Source organism: Buttiauxella brennerae ATCC 51605, assembly GCF_001654925.1.
Taxonomy (GTDB): domain Bacteria; phylum Pseudomonadota; class Gammaproteobacteria; order Enterobacterales; family Enterobacteriaceae; genus Buttiauxella; species Buttiauxella brennerae.
The window spans coordinates 1-16701 of record NZ_LXER01000027.1 but is presented as its reverse complement, the minus strand read 5'-3'; the positions used below and the strand labels follow the sequence as shown (position 1 = coordinate 16701).

Annotated in this window: 11 protein-coding genes; 4 read left to right on the top strand and 7 right to left on the bottom strand. The window is 46.1% G+C overall.

The annotated features are described in order from the left end of the window. Both M975_RS23600 and mscS read left to right on the top strand, forming a co-directional pair. On the top strand, nucleotides 1-237 hold a 237-nt coding region (locus M975_RS23600), incomplete at its 5' end, for a hypothetical protein (protein ID WP_064560755.1). 526 nt (nucleotides 238-763) lie between these two features. Next, on the top strand, nucleotides 764-1648 hold the full coding sequence (mscS, locus tag M975_RS15085) for a small-conductance mechanosensitive channel MscS (RefSeq protein WP_064560754.1): 885 nt from the start codon (nucleotides 764-766) through the stop codon (nucleotides 1646-1648). A gap of 260 nt (nucleotides 1649-1908) precedes the next feature. Here mscS and M975_RS15080 read toward each other — a convergent pair whose 3' ends face one another. From M975_RS15080 to M975_RS15065, 4 genes are all read right to left on the bottom strand, one after another. Beyond that, complete coding sequence (locus M975_RS15080; RefSeq protein WP_157093399.1) at nucleotides 1909-4131, bottom strand: sensor domain-containing phosphodiesterase; 2223 nt, start codon at nucleotides 4129-4131, stop codon at nucleotides 1909-1911. 125 nt (nucleotides 4132-4256) lie between these two features. Continuing rightward, nucleotides 4257-5573, bottom strand: a complete 1317-nt coding sequence (locus M975_RS15075) for a sensor domain-containing diguanylate cyclase (protein WP_157093398.1) — start codon at nucleotides 5571-5573, stop codon at nucleotides 4257-4259. Nucleotides 5574-5733: 160 nt separating this feature from the next. Then, nucleotides 5734-6252 (bottom strand): hypothetical protein, encoded by a 519-nt coding sequence (locus M975_RS15070; protein WP_064560752.1) that lies wholly within the window; start codon nucleotides 6250-6252, stop codon nucleotides 5734-5736. Continuing rightward, nucleotides 6249-7037 carry a winged helix-turn-helix domain-containing protein gene (locus tag M975_RS15065; RefSeq protein WP_064560751.1) on the bottom strand — a complete coding sequence of 263 codons (789 nt, stop codon included), beginning with the start codon at nucleotides 7035-7037 and terminating at the stop codon, nucleotides 6249-6251. Before M975_RS15065 ends, M975_RS15070 begins: the two co-directional genes overlap by 4 nt. Nucleotides 7038-8195: 1158 nt before the next feature. Here M975_RS15065 and M975_RS15055 point away from each other — a divergent pair. Continuing rightward, nucleotides 8196-8798, top strand: coding sequence for a helix-turn-helix domain-containing protein (locus M975_RS15055; protein WP_064560749.1), 603 nt, complete (start codon nucleotides 8196-8198; stop codon nucleotides 8796-8798). Between the two features lie 106 nt (nucleotides 8799-8904). On the opposite strand, the gene M975_RS15050 is transcribed toward M975_RS15055, so the two are convergent. The 3 genes from M975_RS15050 to M975_RS15040 form a co-directional block, all read right to left on the bottom strand. Then, nucleotides 8905-10278: an HlyD family type I secretion periplasmic adaptor subunit gene (locus M975_RS15050; RefSeq protein WP_064560748.1), complete on the bottom strand. Its 1374-nt coding sequence runs from the start codon at nucleotides 10276-10278 to the stop codon at nucleotides 8905-8907. Then, nucleotides 10265-12436: a type I secretion system permease/ATPase gene (locus M975_RS15045; RefSeq protein WP_064560756.1), complete on the bottom strand. Its 2172-nt coding sequence runs from the start codon at nucleotides 12434-12436 to the stop codon at nucleotides 10265-10267. Before M975_RS15045 ends, M975_RS15050 begins: the two co-directional genes overlap by 14 nt. A 117-nt stretch (nucleotides 12437-12553) precedes the next feature. After that, nucleotides 12554-13897, bottom strand: a complete 1344-nt coding sequence (locus M975_RS15040) for a TolC family outer membrane protein (RefSeq protein ID WP_064560747.1) — start codon at nucleotides 13895-13897, stop codon at nucleotides 12554-12556. Between the two features lie 401 nt (nucleotides 13898-14298). Here M975_RS15040 and M975_RS15035 point away from each other — a divergent pair. Continuing rightward, nucleotides 14299-16701: retention module-containing protein (locus tag M975_RS15035; protein WP_157093396.1), on the top strand; the 2403-nt coding region annotated here is incomplete at its 3' end.

Genomic DNA, 16701 nt, shown 5'->3' with positions numbered 1-16701 from the left:
ATGCTGATCGAGTACAAGCTGGGCAGCCTCGAGGCGAAACTCAGGGCTAAAATTGCGTCTGTTACGTCCGGTCATAATGTCACCTGTTTTGACTATGAGGTGATGATATCACCTCTATTCAGGTGGCCAAATTCAGTGTGCCACTACACAATAAAGACGGCGGGATTATTCCGGCTGTCAGACAGAGGGGTAACAACATCGTCCGCTGAAAAAGGCACGCTGATTTACTTCCTGTAAAAGCCATAATTCCGGAAAGCTTATTCCTGTTTAAAATCAGGTCAATAAGGTTAACGGTAACAATTAATGAACAGGGAGAGTGTTTATTCGTATAAAGCCGCGCGCAGGCTGGGGTTTAGTCAATATAAAAATTGCAGTACGCGTTATTCAGTAATATTAATTTCACATGAAATGCATTCGTAGAATGAATATTTAAGTAATAATTCATTTATTAAATAGATGGGTAATTCGCATATCAGAATATATTTACCAGCATCTGCACACTTCAGGACTGACAGGTCGTGTCATTAATACTCTGCTTCGGTATATAGCTGAAAAGCAATTTCAGGCGCTATCCTCGGTCGTCTGGCTCCTGTATCCAGGTTGCCGCGAATCCAGCCACTCTTCGCTGAGCACAAACACGCAATATTTGTATGCCTCTTCTGTATCAGTATGCGCGAGCTTCAGTCAGGCAAATCCTGCAGACTTGGGATATCTTTTCCCTTCTGCAGATATTTTTGCATTCACGTATTTTACAGGGAACACCATGAGTCATTTCGTTTTATTTCCACAGTTGAGTCATGCCGTGGAATGGCTTAAGGGGCACAGTAATATCATTATCCAGTATGGCTGGAATATTGTTGCTGCCATCATTCTGTTTTACATCGGTAAACTGGTTTCACGTCTGATCTCAGGCGGTCTCCATAAACTGCTGATAAAACGTAAAGTGGACACGACAATTGTTCACTTCTTTACGGCTCTGGTTCGCTATATCACACTGGCGTTTGCGGTTGTTGCCGCGCTGGGCCGTCTGGGGATTGAAACCTCATCCATCATCGCGGTTATTGGTGCAGCCGGACTCGCTGTCGGTCTGGCATTACAGAGTTCACTGGCAAACTTCGCGGCAGGAGTACTGCTTGTGTCTCTGCGTCCTTTTCGGGCCAGCGATACCATCCAGGTCGGTGCCGTTACCGGCACCGTGCAACAGGTGCATATTTTTTCCACCACGTTATTAACTGCCGATAATAAAGAAGTGGTTATCCCTAACGGTAAAATTATAGCGGACAACATTATTAACTACTCCCGTCATACTCATCGCCGGATTGACCTGGTGATTGGTGTCGGTTATCAGAGCCGTATTGCTGACGTTAAAACTGTTATTCAGAACGTCATTGAACATGATCCTCATATTGACAGGGGACGCGGGGTCACGGTACGTCTGGGGGAGCTCGGTGCATCTTCCTTGAATTTTTACGTGCGGGTATGGATCCGCAATGCTGATTACTGGAATACGTACTTCGATTTGTTGGAAAATATTAAAGAAGCTCTGGATGCAAACGCTATTGACATTCCTTATCCACAGATGGATATCCGGGTACAGCAGGTTGTCGGTGCTCTGAATACCGCTTCAGTTGAACGCATGGCAAGCTAAGTTCCAAATTCTTTCAGATCTATATCACTTCTGTGTATCTCTGGCCGGACTCATCTTCACAGATGGTTCCGGCCTTTTGTTTATGCGTACTGATAAGGCTCGCTACGTTTCTGGTGAACTGGATTCCGAGCTTTAAGAAATTACTCGTGATGAATGGAAACTTATTCAACGAGGGCGTTCTTATGGCCAATTGTCTACAGGTGACTGATACCGCTAAAGCGTCCTTTAATGCATATACGCATTAAAGGACGTAGAGACTATTACGCCACTTGCAGGGTTTCAATGGGGGCAGGTTTGCCGATTAAGTAACCCTGTGCATAATCAATTCCCATGCGGAATAGCGCGTTGCGAATCTCTTCAGTTTCGACAAACTCCGCCACGAGGGTCATATTCTTCATTCTCGCCAGCTCGCAAATAGATTCCACAATTTTATAATCCATCTCACTGGTAATAATATTGTGAATAAAGCTGCCATCTATTTTGAGTATGTCTGCACGCATGGTTTTCAAACGTGCATAGCTTGCGTAACCTGTTCCGAAATCATCTATGGCGATTTTACAGCCCAGGCGTTGTAACGTATCTAATGTTTTTTCGGCTTGCGTGTTGTTGGTTAGCTCATGCGTTTCTGTGACTTCAAGAACAATTTGTTCTGGCGAAATTCCATGGCGAATTAACAGGTTCTCAATGAGCGCGGCCATATCTGCACGGCAAATTGATGCTGGTGTCAGGTTAATCGCGAAGCGCTGATTGGGCTGCGTGTGGCGTGTTTCATCCATATATTTCATGGTGTTGTTTAGAACCCATAAATCAATACTGGAGGACATGCCAAACTCATGCGCAAGCGGTAAGAAAGTATCGGGGAAAATGAGTTCATCATTGTTACCGAGCATCCTGATCAGGACTTCATGGTAACGATCGCCATCTTCACTCTCAATAGGTTGTACCATCAAAACAAAACGATCCAATTCCAGTGCTTGTTGCAACTGGTTCATCATATCGACTTTGGTTTTAACCTGGTTTTGTACTTTGCGGCTGCTTTGCTTCCGCATGTCGATAGGCATGTTTGTCGCCAGAGATATCTCGGCCAGCGCACGCAGTTCGCCAATCAATAAATACAGATGCCCCACCGGGTAGTTAATGATGCAGTAGCTACAGCCTATTTGCGGATACAGTTTTACTCCATCACGAATAAAACGGAATTTTTGTGCCTTGCTGTACAGTTCGGAAATTTGCTTTTCAGCATTCAAAGGTGACATTCTGACAATTAAGTCATGCCCTGAGCTGATATAAATAAGCTCGTCATCTTTGAGTACAGGTTTTAAAAACTGAGCCAGTTGTTGTTTGTATTGTACCTGCATCAATAAGCCATAATGGCGGCCAAGCAACTCAAGGTCTGGCATATAAAGCTGACACAGAACAGAAATTGTGTTCTTGTTCAAATCTGAATGAAGAGCCAGCAAGTTCGGTAAATGAACGACCGGATCAATACTCATTAAACGCTCGGTTTTTACGTTTAATGCACGCTGGCGCGAAATATTGATCGCCATTAACGTAATCGTTATCGAGAACGCCGAAAAACAAGATGAGGTGATGGCAAGGTGCAGTTTATAGTCTGCATTTTCAGGGATGTAGTGATGGTAATTATTACTCAACACAATTAACAGAGCCCACCACACCAAAGAAATAGCACCATGGCCAAGACGTAATGTTCCCCAAATCATAATGGGCAGTAACAAGGTCAATGTATAAACTGAGTTCATCAGGGGGAATGGATGATGCCCTGGCAAAATCATCAGTAAAGTCAGTGCGATAAGTGAGCCAAACAAACAGAACACTTCTACGGCACGCAAATCTTTCGCAATCTGGGTACGGATTTTTTTGAGATATTTGATCACGTATGACGGTGTTCTGATCGAACGTATTACCAGATAGAACAAAGGAACACCCGTCAGGTTGCCGACCAGCATTCCCTGATAGTTTATTAATGTTCTGGTTGTGAATGGGTTGCTATACATCATCGTTTGATATGAACCATACATCCCCAGATAGAGTACCGCCTGGAAGTAGTTCAGGAATAATGTGGCATTAACGAACACCAGCCAAAAAATACGCTGCCAGGTTAGGCTGTAACGGCCAAAACCCGTCCGTCCCCTTTTCCCGGTAAAATAGTAATATCCGGCACAGCTAATAGCGGCTGAGGTGAAATAGTGCAGTACCGCCATTATCGCAGGTTCAAAACCTCGATCCGGGCAGACGCGGTAAAATACGCACAGCACAATCCCCGGTATGGACTTAAAACCATAAATCATGGTCAGAACGGTCATCAAGGCCATATTGAGATAATAGAAAGGGATCTCAAAGCCATCGACATAGCCGTAAGCGCTTAAGTATTGAGAGACTGGATAGAGCATGAAAGGCAGAATCAGGGGCAGAGCCCACCACTGGTCTTTATATTTGTCGTACAGCGCAGTAAATTTCATCATCAATGTCAGCTTTTTTTCACTAATTCCAGTTTCTGGAATGATTTGCAAGCATCCATTGCTTAAAAATGAGTATCTCTGATACTCGGTTAGTGTGATTCTTGGCTATGGCCAGCGTTAAAATAATTTCAGCAAGGTAATGTCATTTCGACTTCATCGTAGAAGGTGACATTATTCTTCCCTTTATCTTTAATGTAATACATTGCGACATCTGCTTTTTTCAGCAGAGTTGCGACATCCTTGCCATGTTCCGGGTAAACAGAAATGCCAATACTGGCAGATAAAAAATCGACGGTGGTTGCAGACAGTTCATAGCGGTCTGAAATGGTGGCCAGTAATTGTTGTGCGAGTTGAATGACGGTATCTTTATCTTTCTGGGAAATAACGATGATAAATTCATCACCGCCAATTCTTGCCACAAAGCCTTCGTTCCCGACCACGCTTTTAAGCGATCGTGAAATTTTTACCAGCAGCTCATCGCCGACGGCATGCCCCCACACATCGTTGACACGTTTAAAGCCATCAAGGTCAACGAACATAATGAACAGTGGCTCTGTCTGGCTGTTGAACTGGGTGTTCAAATGCGCTTGCAGATAAAGACGATTGGGCAATTTAGTTAATGAATCATGTTGTGTCATTTGCTTTAGTTGCAAATTCTTCATGATTAACTCTTTCTTGAGAAGCTCATTGCTTAAATGTTCTTTGAAATTAATAAACCAGATGAAGATCGCCAGCATAAAGACTAAAGCAACAAGCACAATAATTGTTATTGCGAGGCTGTTTTCGATATAGGCATCCTGACTTGAGGCTGCGGATGAAACAGCCATGGAGCCCATATTTATTTCGCAGGAGCCCAAAAAGTGCATGATTGCCACACCCACACACAGGGTGAGCGTCGCGCCAAGTCGATAAAAATTGGCATAGCTATCATTCTTACCCGTCATGACCAACATCAAGTGCGTCAGGCGCAACATCATTAACGAAGTAGTAAAAATAACGATAAGCGAAAGGGTGATATTCGTGTTGCTGACATACCAGTCGCCTGCATTAATAATTGCGGTCAAACCCAGGTAATGCATTGATGCTGCGGTGGCTGAAAATATTAATGCAGGAAGAAGGTAATGTTTTCTGCGTAACTTTTTGAATAAAAAGCAGACAAATCCAAGGGTGCAGCCCACGATTGCGATGAGTAATGAAGCAAGCGTTATCTGAATGTTATAATTAATAACATGGTTATGATGATGAGCTTGCATCACCATATAGTGCAACACCCAAATACCACAGCCCATTGTTGGACCACTAAATAATGGCCAGCAGTAATGTTTTTTACGCGCCCCGGCTTTACATAGCCAAAAAGAGACATAAAAAGCCATGCATGCAATTATTATAGCGAGAAGAACTAATGAAATATCGTAATTAAATAACATATTTAACTTAAAATTCACTCTTGGGAAGCGTGCTTGTTTATTATAGTCTTAAATGCTCAGCGGAATAATAACGATGTGCTTACTATCTTCAAGTGATTTCTTCCTTTTTTTGATGCGTCTGCCAACACCGTTGCCGTAAAGCCTACAGAAGAAAAAATATCGCAGTTAGTGTTAAAAATTATTCATCTTCCGGGAGCATATACTTTTGGCAGTATAAATAGGGAATGCCTTCTCGGGTGATCAGGTCTGCATCTTTATTCAAAGCAAAAATATCAATGTCGGTTACGCCTGAGTTCTTGAGGTAAAAATCAGGCAGGAATTTTTGCAGCACATCCGACGGTATGGTTTCCCGGTTCGAAACGATAATCTGACGAGACATCCAAACCGGGCTCGGGCCATAATCCGCAAGGCTAAAAAGGACGGTCCGCTGGACGGTGTACTCATCTTGTGGCGTCACATTAACAATGCCATTAACGTTTGCAATACCTTTGTCATTCCCGGATTTCACGTCGATGATGCCACGAAATATCGCATTATCTCGCACGATCTGCAGCGTTGCTTTGCATACCAGGCTGTGCTGATTTTCGTTATGAGGAATATGAAGGTACAGCGCCAGGCCGGACAAAATCGCGGCGCAGGCTAAAAAAATGACACGAGTCTGGGTTCTGACAGAAGCCACTGCAGTAAACATCTTCATTTACGATCGTACCGAGGGTAATAGATGGACTGGCAAGCGTTATCATGAGACTGCTCCATGCTGGTTGAGCAGAGAATGACAGAGATATTTTTGGTCTCAGGGTAAGCCGTTAGATAGAGAAATTTGTCGTCGCTGCACATCTCAGGGTGCTCTTTGATAAATTCCTCATGGCGGATATGATTGCTGGCGTCATCATTAAAAAAGTAGTGGCACTGGCCATCATATTTTTTTGCGGAAACATAACCAGAAAAATAATTCTCACTAAATACCCGTGGGTAAAGCAGTACACCGCTGATAAGAATAGTGCACATAATAATGATCACTTCTGCCAGGTTTAATCGTACCTTTTTTTGCTTCTCGGGGATTTCCGCTGCCGTTTCTGCTGTGACCGGAGGAAGTAAGGTTTCAGCTTGCGGTTCAACAACCACGGGGTCTTGTATTATTTCTACCGTTATTTCAGGCTGGATGATGAGCCCTTTGCGTGGAATTGTGGTGATGATTTGTTTTTCCACGTTCATTTGCAAAAAGGACTTTCGCAAAGAGAGAATACTTTGATAAAAAGCGTTAAAACTGACTTGCCGATGGCTTTCACCCCATGCGAAAGCGAGCAATTCATTTTGCGTGACGATTTCCGCATGTTTTCTGAGCAGCAATAGCAGGCATAATGAAGCAGTGGGCTTGAGTTTTATCTGTTCATGGCTGTCTGTATGCACCAGACTTAGCTTCTCAGGGATAAACATTATTTTACTTTCAATGAGATAACACAGATTATCTGCTTCAAACATGTTGCCAGTACTCTCGTTGGCTCAGGCAGGTTTTTGACACGAGCAATTATAAACTTAATGAGGCTGGAACAACCCGGTGTTTTGGGTATACCTCGCGTACTTCAGGTTGTTGGCGCGATGGTTATCCGCATGGTCTCGGCCCCTTGTAGCCAGCACCAGCATTGTTCAAAAAGCGAAAGCCTTTGCCCTGCAACTCGAATTATTATGCGTATAAGTAACACTTTATTTTTCGATGGCACAAGGTGATAACAATTTTCCAGCAGTATTTTTACATCTAAAAATATATAAAATCAATAGGTTACATATTTTTATGGATCTTTTTTAATTGCAAAGAGAAAGATCCTGATACAAAGATTAAAAAAATTACGTTTTGAAACATAGCCAAATATACTCATTTGCACAGCAGCATGAGAGGCGTTATCTGAACCGATACTGTTCGCCATCGGAAGCCAAATGCAAAGAACTGCGGATATAAAATTTAATATCCGAGTATTTCAGTCACCTTTACTCATCGTTGCTGATGTCTCTACTTCACAATAGAACCAGCATCACTGAATGAACTATGCGAGAGTCCCTTTGTTGATAGAGTTATTATTTTTTAGAGACAAAAACTGAAATATGATTTTTATCACTGATAAACCATTTCAATTAACAGTCAGTATGTACGGGGTTTCTATCCTGGTGTTTATGTTATTCAGGATAGCAACACTCATCACTCAGGTGATGAAGCACCATCAGAATGGTATCTCATATTTCAAGGATAAAATTGATACTGTTATTGTGACGTCAATTGCCTGGCCATTATATTTGCTATACGTTATTTTTCAAAATATTTTTAATACCCTTAGTTTGTGTGGGAATAGATTAAATAGATAGTTTTAAAAATGATGCGCCGTGAAGTTGTTTTAGGAGTGACTATTCAATATTACAGGTAATTGCGTGATATTGAGGATACGGAATATTTTGATTGAAAGGGCATATTAAGTATGTCCGTTTCAAACTGCCACTCTAAATATATGATAATCCAGACATATCAGGCGCAGGATTGCCGTTATGTTCTATATTGATACACGTTACGTTATCAAATTGCCCCAGGGCGTTCTCCTTACTGAATAGAAGGAGATGATTTCAACCCCATAACCCGAGTAAGAGAAGCTGATGTCCACTCCTAATTTTGATGAATCTGTAATGCTCATCGGAGACGAGATAAAAAAATCTGACAATGCCTATTTCTCATTGAGAAAAAAACGTCAGCGCATTGAAATGAGAAAGGATGGCAACATATTTTATCTTGAGAAAGGTTCTGTCTCTGTTTACAGGGTTGAAAACGACCTTGTTACGGTGAGCTTTGCAGCACCTGCAATACTCGGCCTTGCTCAGATGCGTAATGATGTCATGTCTCATTACTTGCGTTGTGACACGGACTGCGAGATGTGGGTCATGAGTGCGGGTAACGCGAATGACATGCTTACCAGGAAGAATATGTGGAAGCACGCATTTGATATTCTGACTAACCATCTGCAACGCTATTTCCAGCGTGAAAATATGCGTTCTCATAAAACGATTCGCGAGATTGTGGTCGAACATGTGAAGCACATCTGGTCTCTGGACCCGGAAATTCGCGAAAAAACATCGGTTTATACGTTTATTTTAAGCCGCAACCATATCTCACGCAGCGCTATCCATAAGGTTTTGCAGGAGTTGGTGAACGAAGAGAAGTTAACGCTGAATCGTGGGAAGTTATCGTCGCTTAATTTGTAGAGTTGATTAGCGCAAGCGACTTCCAACCTTTACGCCAGAGTGTCGGATGTCGCTATGCCAATCCGACCAACGAAAAAAGCCGCAACGTTTACGTTGCGGCTTTTTTTTATCTCTCGCGTAATGCTTCTGCTTTAGCGCGAATAATCGGTTTAAGCAGATAACTCAGAATGGATTTTTTGCCGGTCAAAATGTCCACTGAGGCGACCATACCCGGAATGATAAGCATGGGGTGCTCTTTCGTTCCCAGGAAGTTCTTATCAGTACGCAGACGTGCAATGTAGTAACTATGTCCTTCTTTGTCGGTAACGGTATCAGGGCTAATCTGAACCAGTTCACCATCAAGGCCGCCATAGGTGGTGTAGTCGTATGCAGTAAATTTCACCACGGCATGCTGCCCAGGGTGCAGGAAAGCGATGTCACGTGGCTGAATTTTCACTTCAATCAATAGTTTGTCATCAAGCGGAACGATTTCAACCAGGTCACTCCCTGGCTGAATAACACCACCAATGGTGTTCACCATAATTTGCTGCACGATACCGCGAACCGGTGATACCACCATGGTGCGGTTTACCCGGTCTTCCAGCGCTTTGCCTGTCGCTTCTGCTTTGCTCAGGTTAGTGCGCGCTTCGTTAAGCTGGGACAGCGCATCACTCTGGAAGCGGTTACGACTCTCACCAATTTTATTCTCTATCTCTTTTGTTTCAGAGGCAGACTTAGGAAGAGATAGCGTGATGGAGTCCAGCAAACCTTTCGTTTCCACTTCTGTGCGGCGTAAACGCAGGATCTCAACTTTAGAAATCGCGCCAGATGCCAGCAGCGGCTCCGACATTTTGATCTCTTGCTGCAGCAAACTCAGGCTGTGTTTGTACTGCTCTTGCTTGGACTGGAAATCGCGCAGCTCTTGTTTCTTCTGCACTAACTGTTCCTGAAGGCCTTCAATTTCATTCTGGAACTGACGGTGACGGCTGTTGAACAAATCCACTTCACCGCGTGCCACTTCAGGTGCCTGTTTTGCGATTTCATCAGAGATAACAAAATCCTTGTCTTCAGCTTCTGCTGTCAGACGGTCAATTTTAGCCTGCAAGCCCAGTTTGTCAGCTTCAGTTTCACCCACGTTTGAAGCAAAGCGTGTGTCATCCAGGTGCAGCAATGGCGCACCGGCTTCAACGATTTGCCCTTCATGAACAAACAGCTCCGTGACAATCCCGCCTTCCAGGTTCTGAATTTTTTGCAGACGGGAGGAGGGGATAGCTTTGCCTTCGCCACGCGTGACTTCATCAAGTTGTGCAAAACCCGCCCACACAAATGCCAGCACAACTAATGCCAGAATAGTCCACAGCGTCAGGCGGATAACGCGCGGTGAGTCATCAATAAGAGCATGACTTACCTCGTTAATGTTATCGGTCTGGTTCTCATCACGCCCCTGAAAATAGTGGCGTGACTGCTGGCGTAAACGTGTAAATAACTCAGCGAGACGCATTGATTTGACCCTTCTTCAGCGCATCCATAACAATGGCTTTCGGGCCATCAGCGATAATGCGTCCTTTATCAACAATAATCAGTCGATCAACCAATGTCAGCATTGACGCTTTGTGCGTCACAAGTAACAAGGTTTTGTCCGCGACAAATGGCACCAGGGCTTGTTTAATCTTGTCTTCACTGGTGTTGTCCATTGAACTGGTTGGTTCATCAAGCAGCAGAACAGGTGGTTCCAGCAGAAGTGCGCGAGCCAGTGCTACGGCCTGGCGTTGGCCGCCTGACAGCTGCATACCACGTTCACCTACCTGCAGGTTATAACCGTCAGGGTGGACTCGTGCGAAGTCGCTAACACCCGCACGCTCTGCCGCGCGCAGCATTGTTTCGTCATCCACATAGCGAGCACCACAAATCAGGTTATCGCGCAGCGTGCCGTTAAACAGCTGAATGTCCTGCGGGACGTAGCCAATACTGTGGCGAAGATCGTTAACGTCTAACTGACGGGCATCGACATCATCGATCAATATGTTCCCGGCGGTAGGCTGGTAAAGATTGATGATCAATTTGCTGATGGAGCTTTTGCCAGAACCGCTACGGCCGATAATACCGACGCGCTCGCCGGGTTTGATAATCAGGTTTATCTTTTGCAGAGAAGGGTTTTTCTGCTCGGGATAGCTGAAATCGACATCTTTGAACTCAATGCTGCCACGGAAGTTTTCGCGTTTCAGCGGATGCTCATGCTCGCGGCGTTCCTGCGGCATCGACATCATTTTTTCTGTGCTGCCGATGGTCAGGCGCGCTTGCTGATAACGGGCAATCAAACCAGTAAGCTGGCCCATTGGCATCAATGCACGGCCATTGAGCATGTAACAGGCAATCAGGCCACCCATGCTCAACTTGCCGCCAATGATCATGTACACGCCAACGATAATCATGACGACGCCAGACATTTGCTGGAACCAGCCAGTCAGGTTGCTGGCAAGGCTGGATAAAGTTTTAACGCGTAGTTCCAGGCGGCTTAAGCTGCCGAGCGTCTGTTCCCACTGATACTGGCGCTCGCTTTGCGCGTTGTTCACTTTGATGGCGTCGAGACCGCTCAGCGTTTCAATCAGCAATGCCTGGCGCTCGCTTGCCAGACTCATTGTTTTGGCAACGGCTGCGTTAACGGGCTTCTGCAACGCCCAGCTAATCGTTAATGCGATTGGCAAAGTCAGTAATGGGATCCAGGCGAGCGAGCCGCCGATAATGCCGATAACCAGCAACAGCACCAGCGTAAATGGCAAATCAATCAGCGTGGTCAGCGTGAGCGAAGAAAGGAAATCACGCAGGGACTGAAACTCATGAATGTTCTGTGCAAAGCTGCCTACACGCGCTGGACGTGCTTTCATCTCCATGCCGGTGATACGCTCAAAAAGCGTGGCTGAGATGATGAGGTCACTCTTTTTCCCGGCGATATCCAGGCAAACGCCGCGTAGCATTTTTAAAATCAGGTCAAAAATGAACGCCATGCAAATACCGAGAGCCAGAACCCACAAGGTCACCGTCGCATGGTTGGGAACGACCCTGTCATACACGTTCATGGTAAACAGCGGCGTACCGAGCGCGATGAGGTTAATCAGCAAGCTGGCTAATATCGCGTCCATGTACAGGTAACGCGACAGCATTAAGGTGTCTTTGAACCAGGATTTGGTGCGCGGCAGGAATGACGCAGACTGCAAATCAAACTCATGGCGAGGATGGGCAAAAATCACCTGGCCGGCATAGCTCTGCTCAAGTTCTTCAGCCGCAATGGTAATTTCACCGCCTTCGCTTTCACTCGGCATGATTCGAACGGTGCCATTCTCATTCCGGCCCAACAGCACGGCGGCTCCGCCATCACGAAGCAGCAAAATGGCTGGCAGTGACATGGACGGGATTTTATCGAGGGCGCGTTTAATGACGCGAGCTTTCAAACCTGCCCGGGCAGCCGCACGCGGTAAAATCGTTAATGTCAGGCGATCGTTTTCCAGCGGTAACCCACTGCTTAACGTGGAGCGGCTGGCCGATTTACCGTGGATAGAGCAAAGCACCAGCAGGCAATCGAGCAATGGATCGTCGTTGCGGCTGCGTGGGTCGTGATAATGCGATTCCTCAACTGGAGGAGTCTCTGACGTTGTATCCATGTTTTCGACTTGTGAATTCATTTATGAGAACGTTCCTGACGAAATTACCTGGTAGAAATAAATAGCGAATGACTCACTGAAATAATTCAGTGAGTCATTATTAACGTTAAATAAATGCTAATTAAGTTCAGGCAATGCGTTATTGTCTGCGGAATCTATGGGTTGGCCTGCTGGCGCTGGATTAATTTTCAGTGCTTTTAATAGTTCACCAATACGAGCGCAAATTCGGTAACCGGTGGAAATTTCCAGATAACGTAATTCAACCAGGCGACGTTTTGAGGAAAACACCTCGTTTTCACTGTCTAATAAATCAAGCAGTGTACGTTCACCTAAACTAAATTGGTCCTGATAAGCAGTACGTACTTTCACACTGCGGTCGGCGTAATCAGCGGCAGAAGGAATTTGATCTCTGGCACTTTTTAATGCAGACCATGCCAGACCAATTTCCTGGTTCATCTGGCGCAGCGTATTGTTACGTACGTCCTGAGCTTGTTTTTCCAGGTATGCACGAGACTGCATTGCGGCTTTATCGCTACCGCCCTGGTACAGGTTGTAATGCATTTTCACCATTGCCTGCCACTCTTCGGAATGCGCGCGCGTGGTGTCAGTGTCATTACTGATGCTACGAGAAACGGCTACATCAACCCGTGGGTAGAACGTTGATTTTGACGTTTCGTATTGCTCATGAGCCGCTTGAATATCAGCATTGGCAGATTTCAACAGCGGGCTGTTGGACTCCATAATGCGTTTAGCATCATCCAGTGATTTAGGCAGAATATCGCCAATACTTTCAGGCAGACTCAGGTTTTCAGGGGCTTCACCCGTCACGCTCAAAAATGTTGTATTGGCATCTTCGAGGTTGGTTTGCTCTGTCACCAGGTTATTACGAGCCTGTGCCAGGCGAGCTTCAGCCTGCATTAAATCACCAGAACGACCAACGCCCTGATCGGTACGTAAACGAATCTGGTCATAGATGCGCTCATGGTTCGCCAGGTCGTCTTCTGCCAGATGAACGTATTCCTGGCGTTGCAACACGTCCAGATAAGCCTGAACAACGTTAAAAGCGGTTGTTTCGCTGATATTCAATACGTTAAAAGCACGGGAGTCGACAGTTGCCTTCTGGCGGTCAACTTCGCTAGATGTGGCAAAACCATCGAATACGTTTTGATTAAGGCTAACGGTGGCGTCGTTTGGGGAGAGAGTCATCCCTTTGTTGCTGCCGCCTGCACGCGTGGTAGCATCGTTAATGTTTTTCTTACCTGCTTCGGCGTCTAAATTCAAAGAAGGGAGATAACCACCACGGGCTGCGCGTAAATCTTGCTCTGCAGAGTAGCGGCTGTTTACGGATGCGTTAATTTCCGGGTGAGTCGCTAATGATTGCTGAACGGTATTTTGTAAGCTCTCTGCGTTAGCAGCAGGTATTGATAACAAGCCAAGAATAAAAATGAAAAACTTCTGCATTTTTGAAGCCTTATTACGCGCGTTAACGATATCCCTATATCACGCCTTATATCCCTTTCTATTTTTAACACAAAACACCATATTAACTAACAAACGCAGAGGTGCTTATCTGATTACATTAAACTCAACCTTCATTCGAAACGATATTTAATGTTTTGTAATGTGATGTTTCACTTTCCAGCATTTTTGATTATATTTAACGCTCAGTCAAGTCTCCGATAATTAAGTTCTAATAACTGTGTTTTTTTCTGCATTTTAAAATTTCACACAAAGGGGGATATCCATTAATGGGCATTTCTTTATATTTTTGTGATGTGTGGGGAATGAGAGAATAATGTTATTAATAGTTTAATTAATTGCGGCGTTTATAAAAATAATGATGATTTTCAAGAGAGGGTACGGTGAGTAATTTACTCGGTGTGATCAAAGCGGTAATTGGCCAGGTTTATGTCGTTGAAGCAGATGGCTCGCAGCGTCTCTTGAAAGAAGGTGACCGAATCTACAGTGGCGAAGAGATTGTCACGGGCGCCAGCGGCGCGGTAAGCGTTGAGCTGCCCGACGGTAAAACGATGGATCTCGGGCGTAACAGCCACTGGAGTGAGCATGGGCTAAATGCGGTAAGCACCGCAGAGCATGACACTCAGGATGTCGCATCATTACAGAAAGCCATTGCCGACGGCGCTGACCCGACACAAGCATTAGAAGCAACCGCTGCGGGCAATGAAGCACCGGTGCAAATTGAAGGTGGCGGTGGTGGCCACACCCTGGTGCAGCTGGATTTAACCGGGGAGATAATTGACCCAACCGCGGGTTTTAATACTGCGGGGATAGGCGCACCCACCTGGGAGATTAATTTACCCGAGAACGGTTTAGCTGACGCAGGTTCCCCTCCGATTCTTCCTCCGCAGGTACAGATTGACAATTTTGCTGGTAACGATGGTTATATTAACAAAAATGAAATAAACCATACCAATATCACCGGCAGCAGTAATCAGAATCACGTCACTCTGACATTTACCGATAGCCAAAAAAACACAATTACGATCGATGTTCCCGTCAATAATGGCCACTGGACAGCAAACCCGGATTTAAGTGGACTGGTTGAAGGTGAGATTACTGTTCTGGCAACGGCGACGGATGTTTCAGGTCGTACTGCAGAAAGTACCGCTGATTCTGTTATTGATGTTACCGATCTGCATGATCAAATAACCATCGATAATGTTACAGCTGATAATGTTATTAACATCAACGAATCCCATCAGCCGCAAACCTCAGTCCACGGCACAGTCTCCGGTGATGCAAAAATCGGCGATGCCATCACATTAACGGTTGATGGCAAGGAATATCACGATGTCGTCATCGACCTCGGTAATGGCAGCCTGGGCTATCAGATTAATGTCTCAACTCAAGGGCTGCTGGCCGACCCGAATATTCATGCCACGGTGACGTCAACGGATGAGGCTGGGAATACGACTCAGGCTTCCAGCGACCATCATGTTGATATCGATCTCGACGTTCACAATACCGTCACCATCGGTACAGTTGCGGGCGATGACGTGGTGAATGCCAGTGAATCGCGTATGCCAACGATGATTGGTGGCGTAGCGGGTGGCGATGCTCAGGCCGGTGACCCGGTGACTGTCACGGTTCAGGGCCAGAATTTCCATGGTGTGGTGGTTAACGACAACGGCCAGCTGCGCTATGAAGTCGCGGTGCCAACCAACCTTCTGAACGAAGGGGCGAACGACGTTCAGGTTCAAATCGTCAGCCATGATAACGCGGGCAACGAAGCGATAGCCGTAGAGCATCACAACGTCACTCTCGATACGCAGGCACAAAATGCGCTGACGATTGAAACGGTTGCTGGTGATGACACCGTTAACCGCACCGAATCCCGTATGCCGACGTTTATCAGCGGTGAAGTTACCGGTGATGCGCAAGTTGGCGACCATGTCGTGGTGAGCGTCAATGGTCAGAGTTTCAACGGCGAAGTGGTGGCTGATGAGAATGGCAAGCTGCGTTATACCGTACCGGTACCCACGTCTGCGCTGAGTGAAGGTAGCAACGATGTTCAGGTGATGGTGACGGGTGTCGACAATGTTGGCAACACGGCTATTGCTGTTGAACACAAGACAGTAGTACTGGATACCCAGTCACATAACGCCCTGACCATTGAAACCGTGGCGGGTGACAACACCGTTAACGCCAGCGAATCCCGTATGCCAACGCTCATCAGCGGAGAGGTATCCGGTGATGCACATGCAGGCGACCATGTGGTGGTCAACGTTAACGGCCAGAATTTCTACGGCACGGTGACCGATGAAAACGGCCAGCTGCGTTACGAAGTACCGGTGCCGACGGCGGCCCTGAATGAAGGCAGCAACGATGTGCAGGTGATGATCACCGGCACTGACAATGCCGGTAACGCCACCACGGCAGTCGAGCACAAAAGCGTGGTGCTCGACACCCATGCCGAGAACCACGCGATCATTCAGACCGTGGCCGGTGACAACGTGGTGAATGCCGCCGAATCCCGTATGCCGACGATGATCTCCGGCGTGGTGAGCGGTGATGCGCAGGTGGGCGATCATGTGGTGGTCAGCGTTAACGGCCATGAATACCGTGGCGACGTGGTGGCGGATGCCAACGGCCAGCTGCGTTACGAAGTCCCGGTCCCGACTCATGCGCTGAATGAAGGCAACAATGACGTACAGGTGATGGTCACCAGTTTGGATGCCTCCGGTAACACCGCGATTGCGGTCGAGCATCAAAACGTGGTGCTCGACACCCATGCCGAGAACCAC

Bases quoted from the DNA above. Each gene is read 5' to 3' on its own strand.
- mscS (WP_064560754.1), top strand. From the start codon at position 764: ATGAGTCATTTCGTTTTATTTCCACAGTTGAGTCATGCCGTGGAATGG.
- M975_RS15080 (WP_157093399.1), bottom strand. From the start codon at position 4,131: ATGATGAAATTTACTGCGCTGTACGACAAATATAAAGACCAGTGGTGG.
- M975_RS15070 (WP_064560752.1), bottom strand. From the start codon at position 6,252: ATGAAGATGTTTACTGCAGTGGCTTCTGTCAGAACCCAGACTCGTGTC.
- M975_RS15065 (WP_064560751.1), bottom strand. From the start codon at position 7,037: ATGTTTGAAGCAGATAATCTGTGTTATCTCATTGAAAGTAAAATAATG.
- M975_RS15055 (WP_064560749.1), top strand. From the start codon at position 8,196: ATGTCCACTCCTAATTTTGATGAATCTGTAATGCTCATCGGAGACGAG.
- M975_RS15050 (WP_064560748.1), bottom strand. From the start codon at position 10,278: ATGCGTCTCGCTGAGTTATTTACACGTTTACGCCAGCAGTCACGCCAC.
- M975_RS15045 (WP_064560756.1), bottom strand. From the start codon at position 12,436: ATGGATACAACGTCAGAGACTCCTCCAGTTGAGGAATCGCATTATCAC.
- M975_RS15040 (WP_064560747.1), bottom strand. From the start codon at position 13,897: ATGCAGAAGTTTTTCATTTTTATTCTTGGCTTGTTATCAATACCTGCT.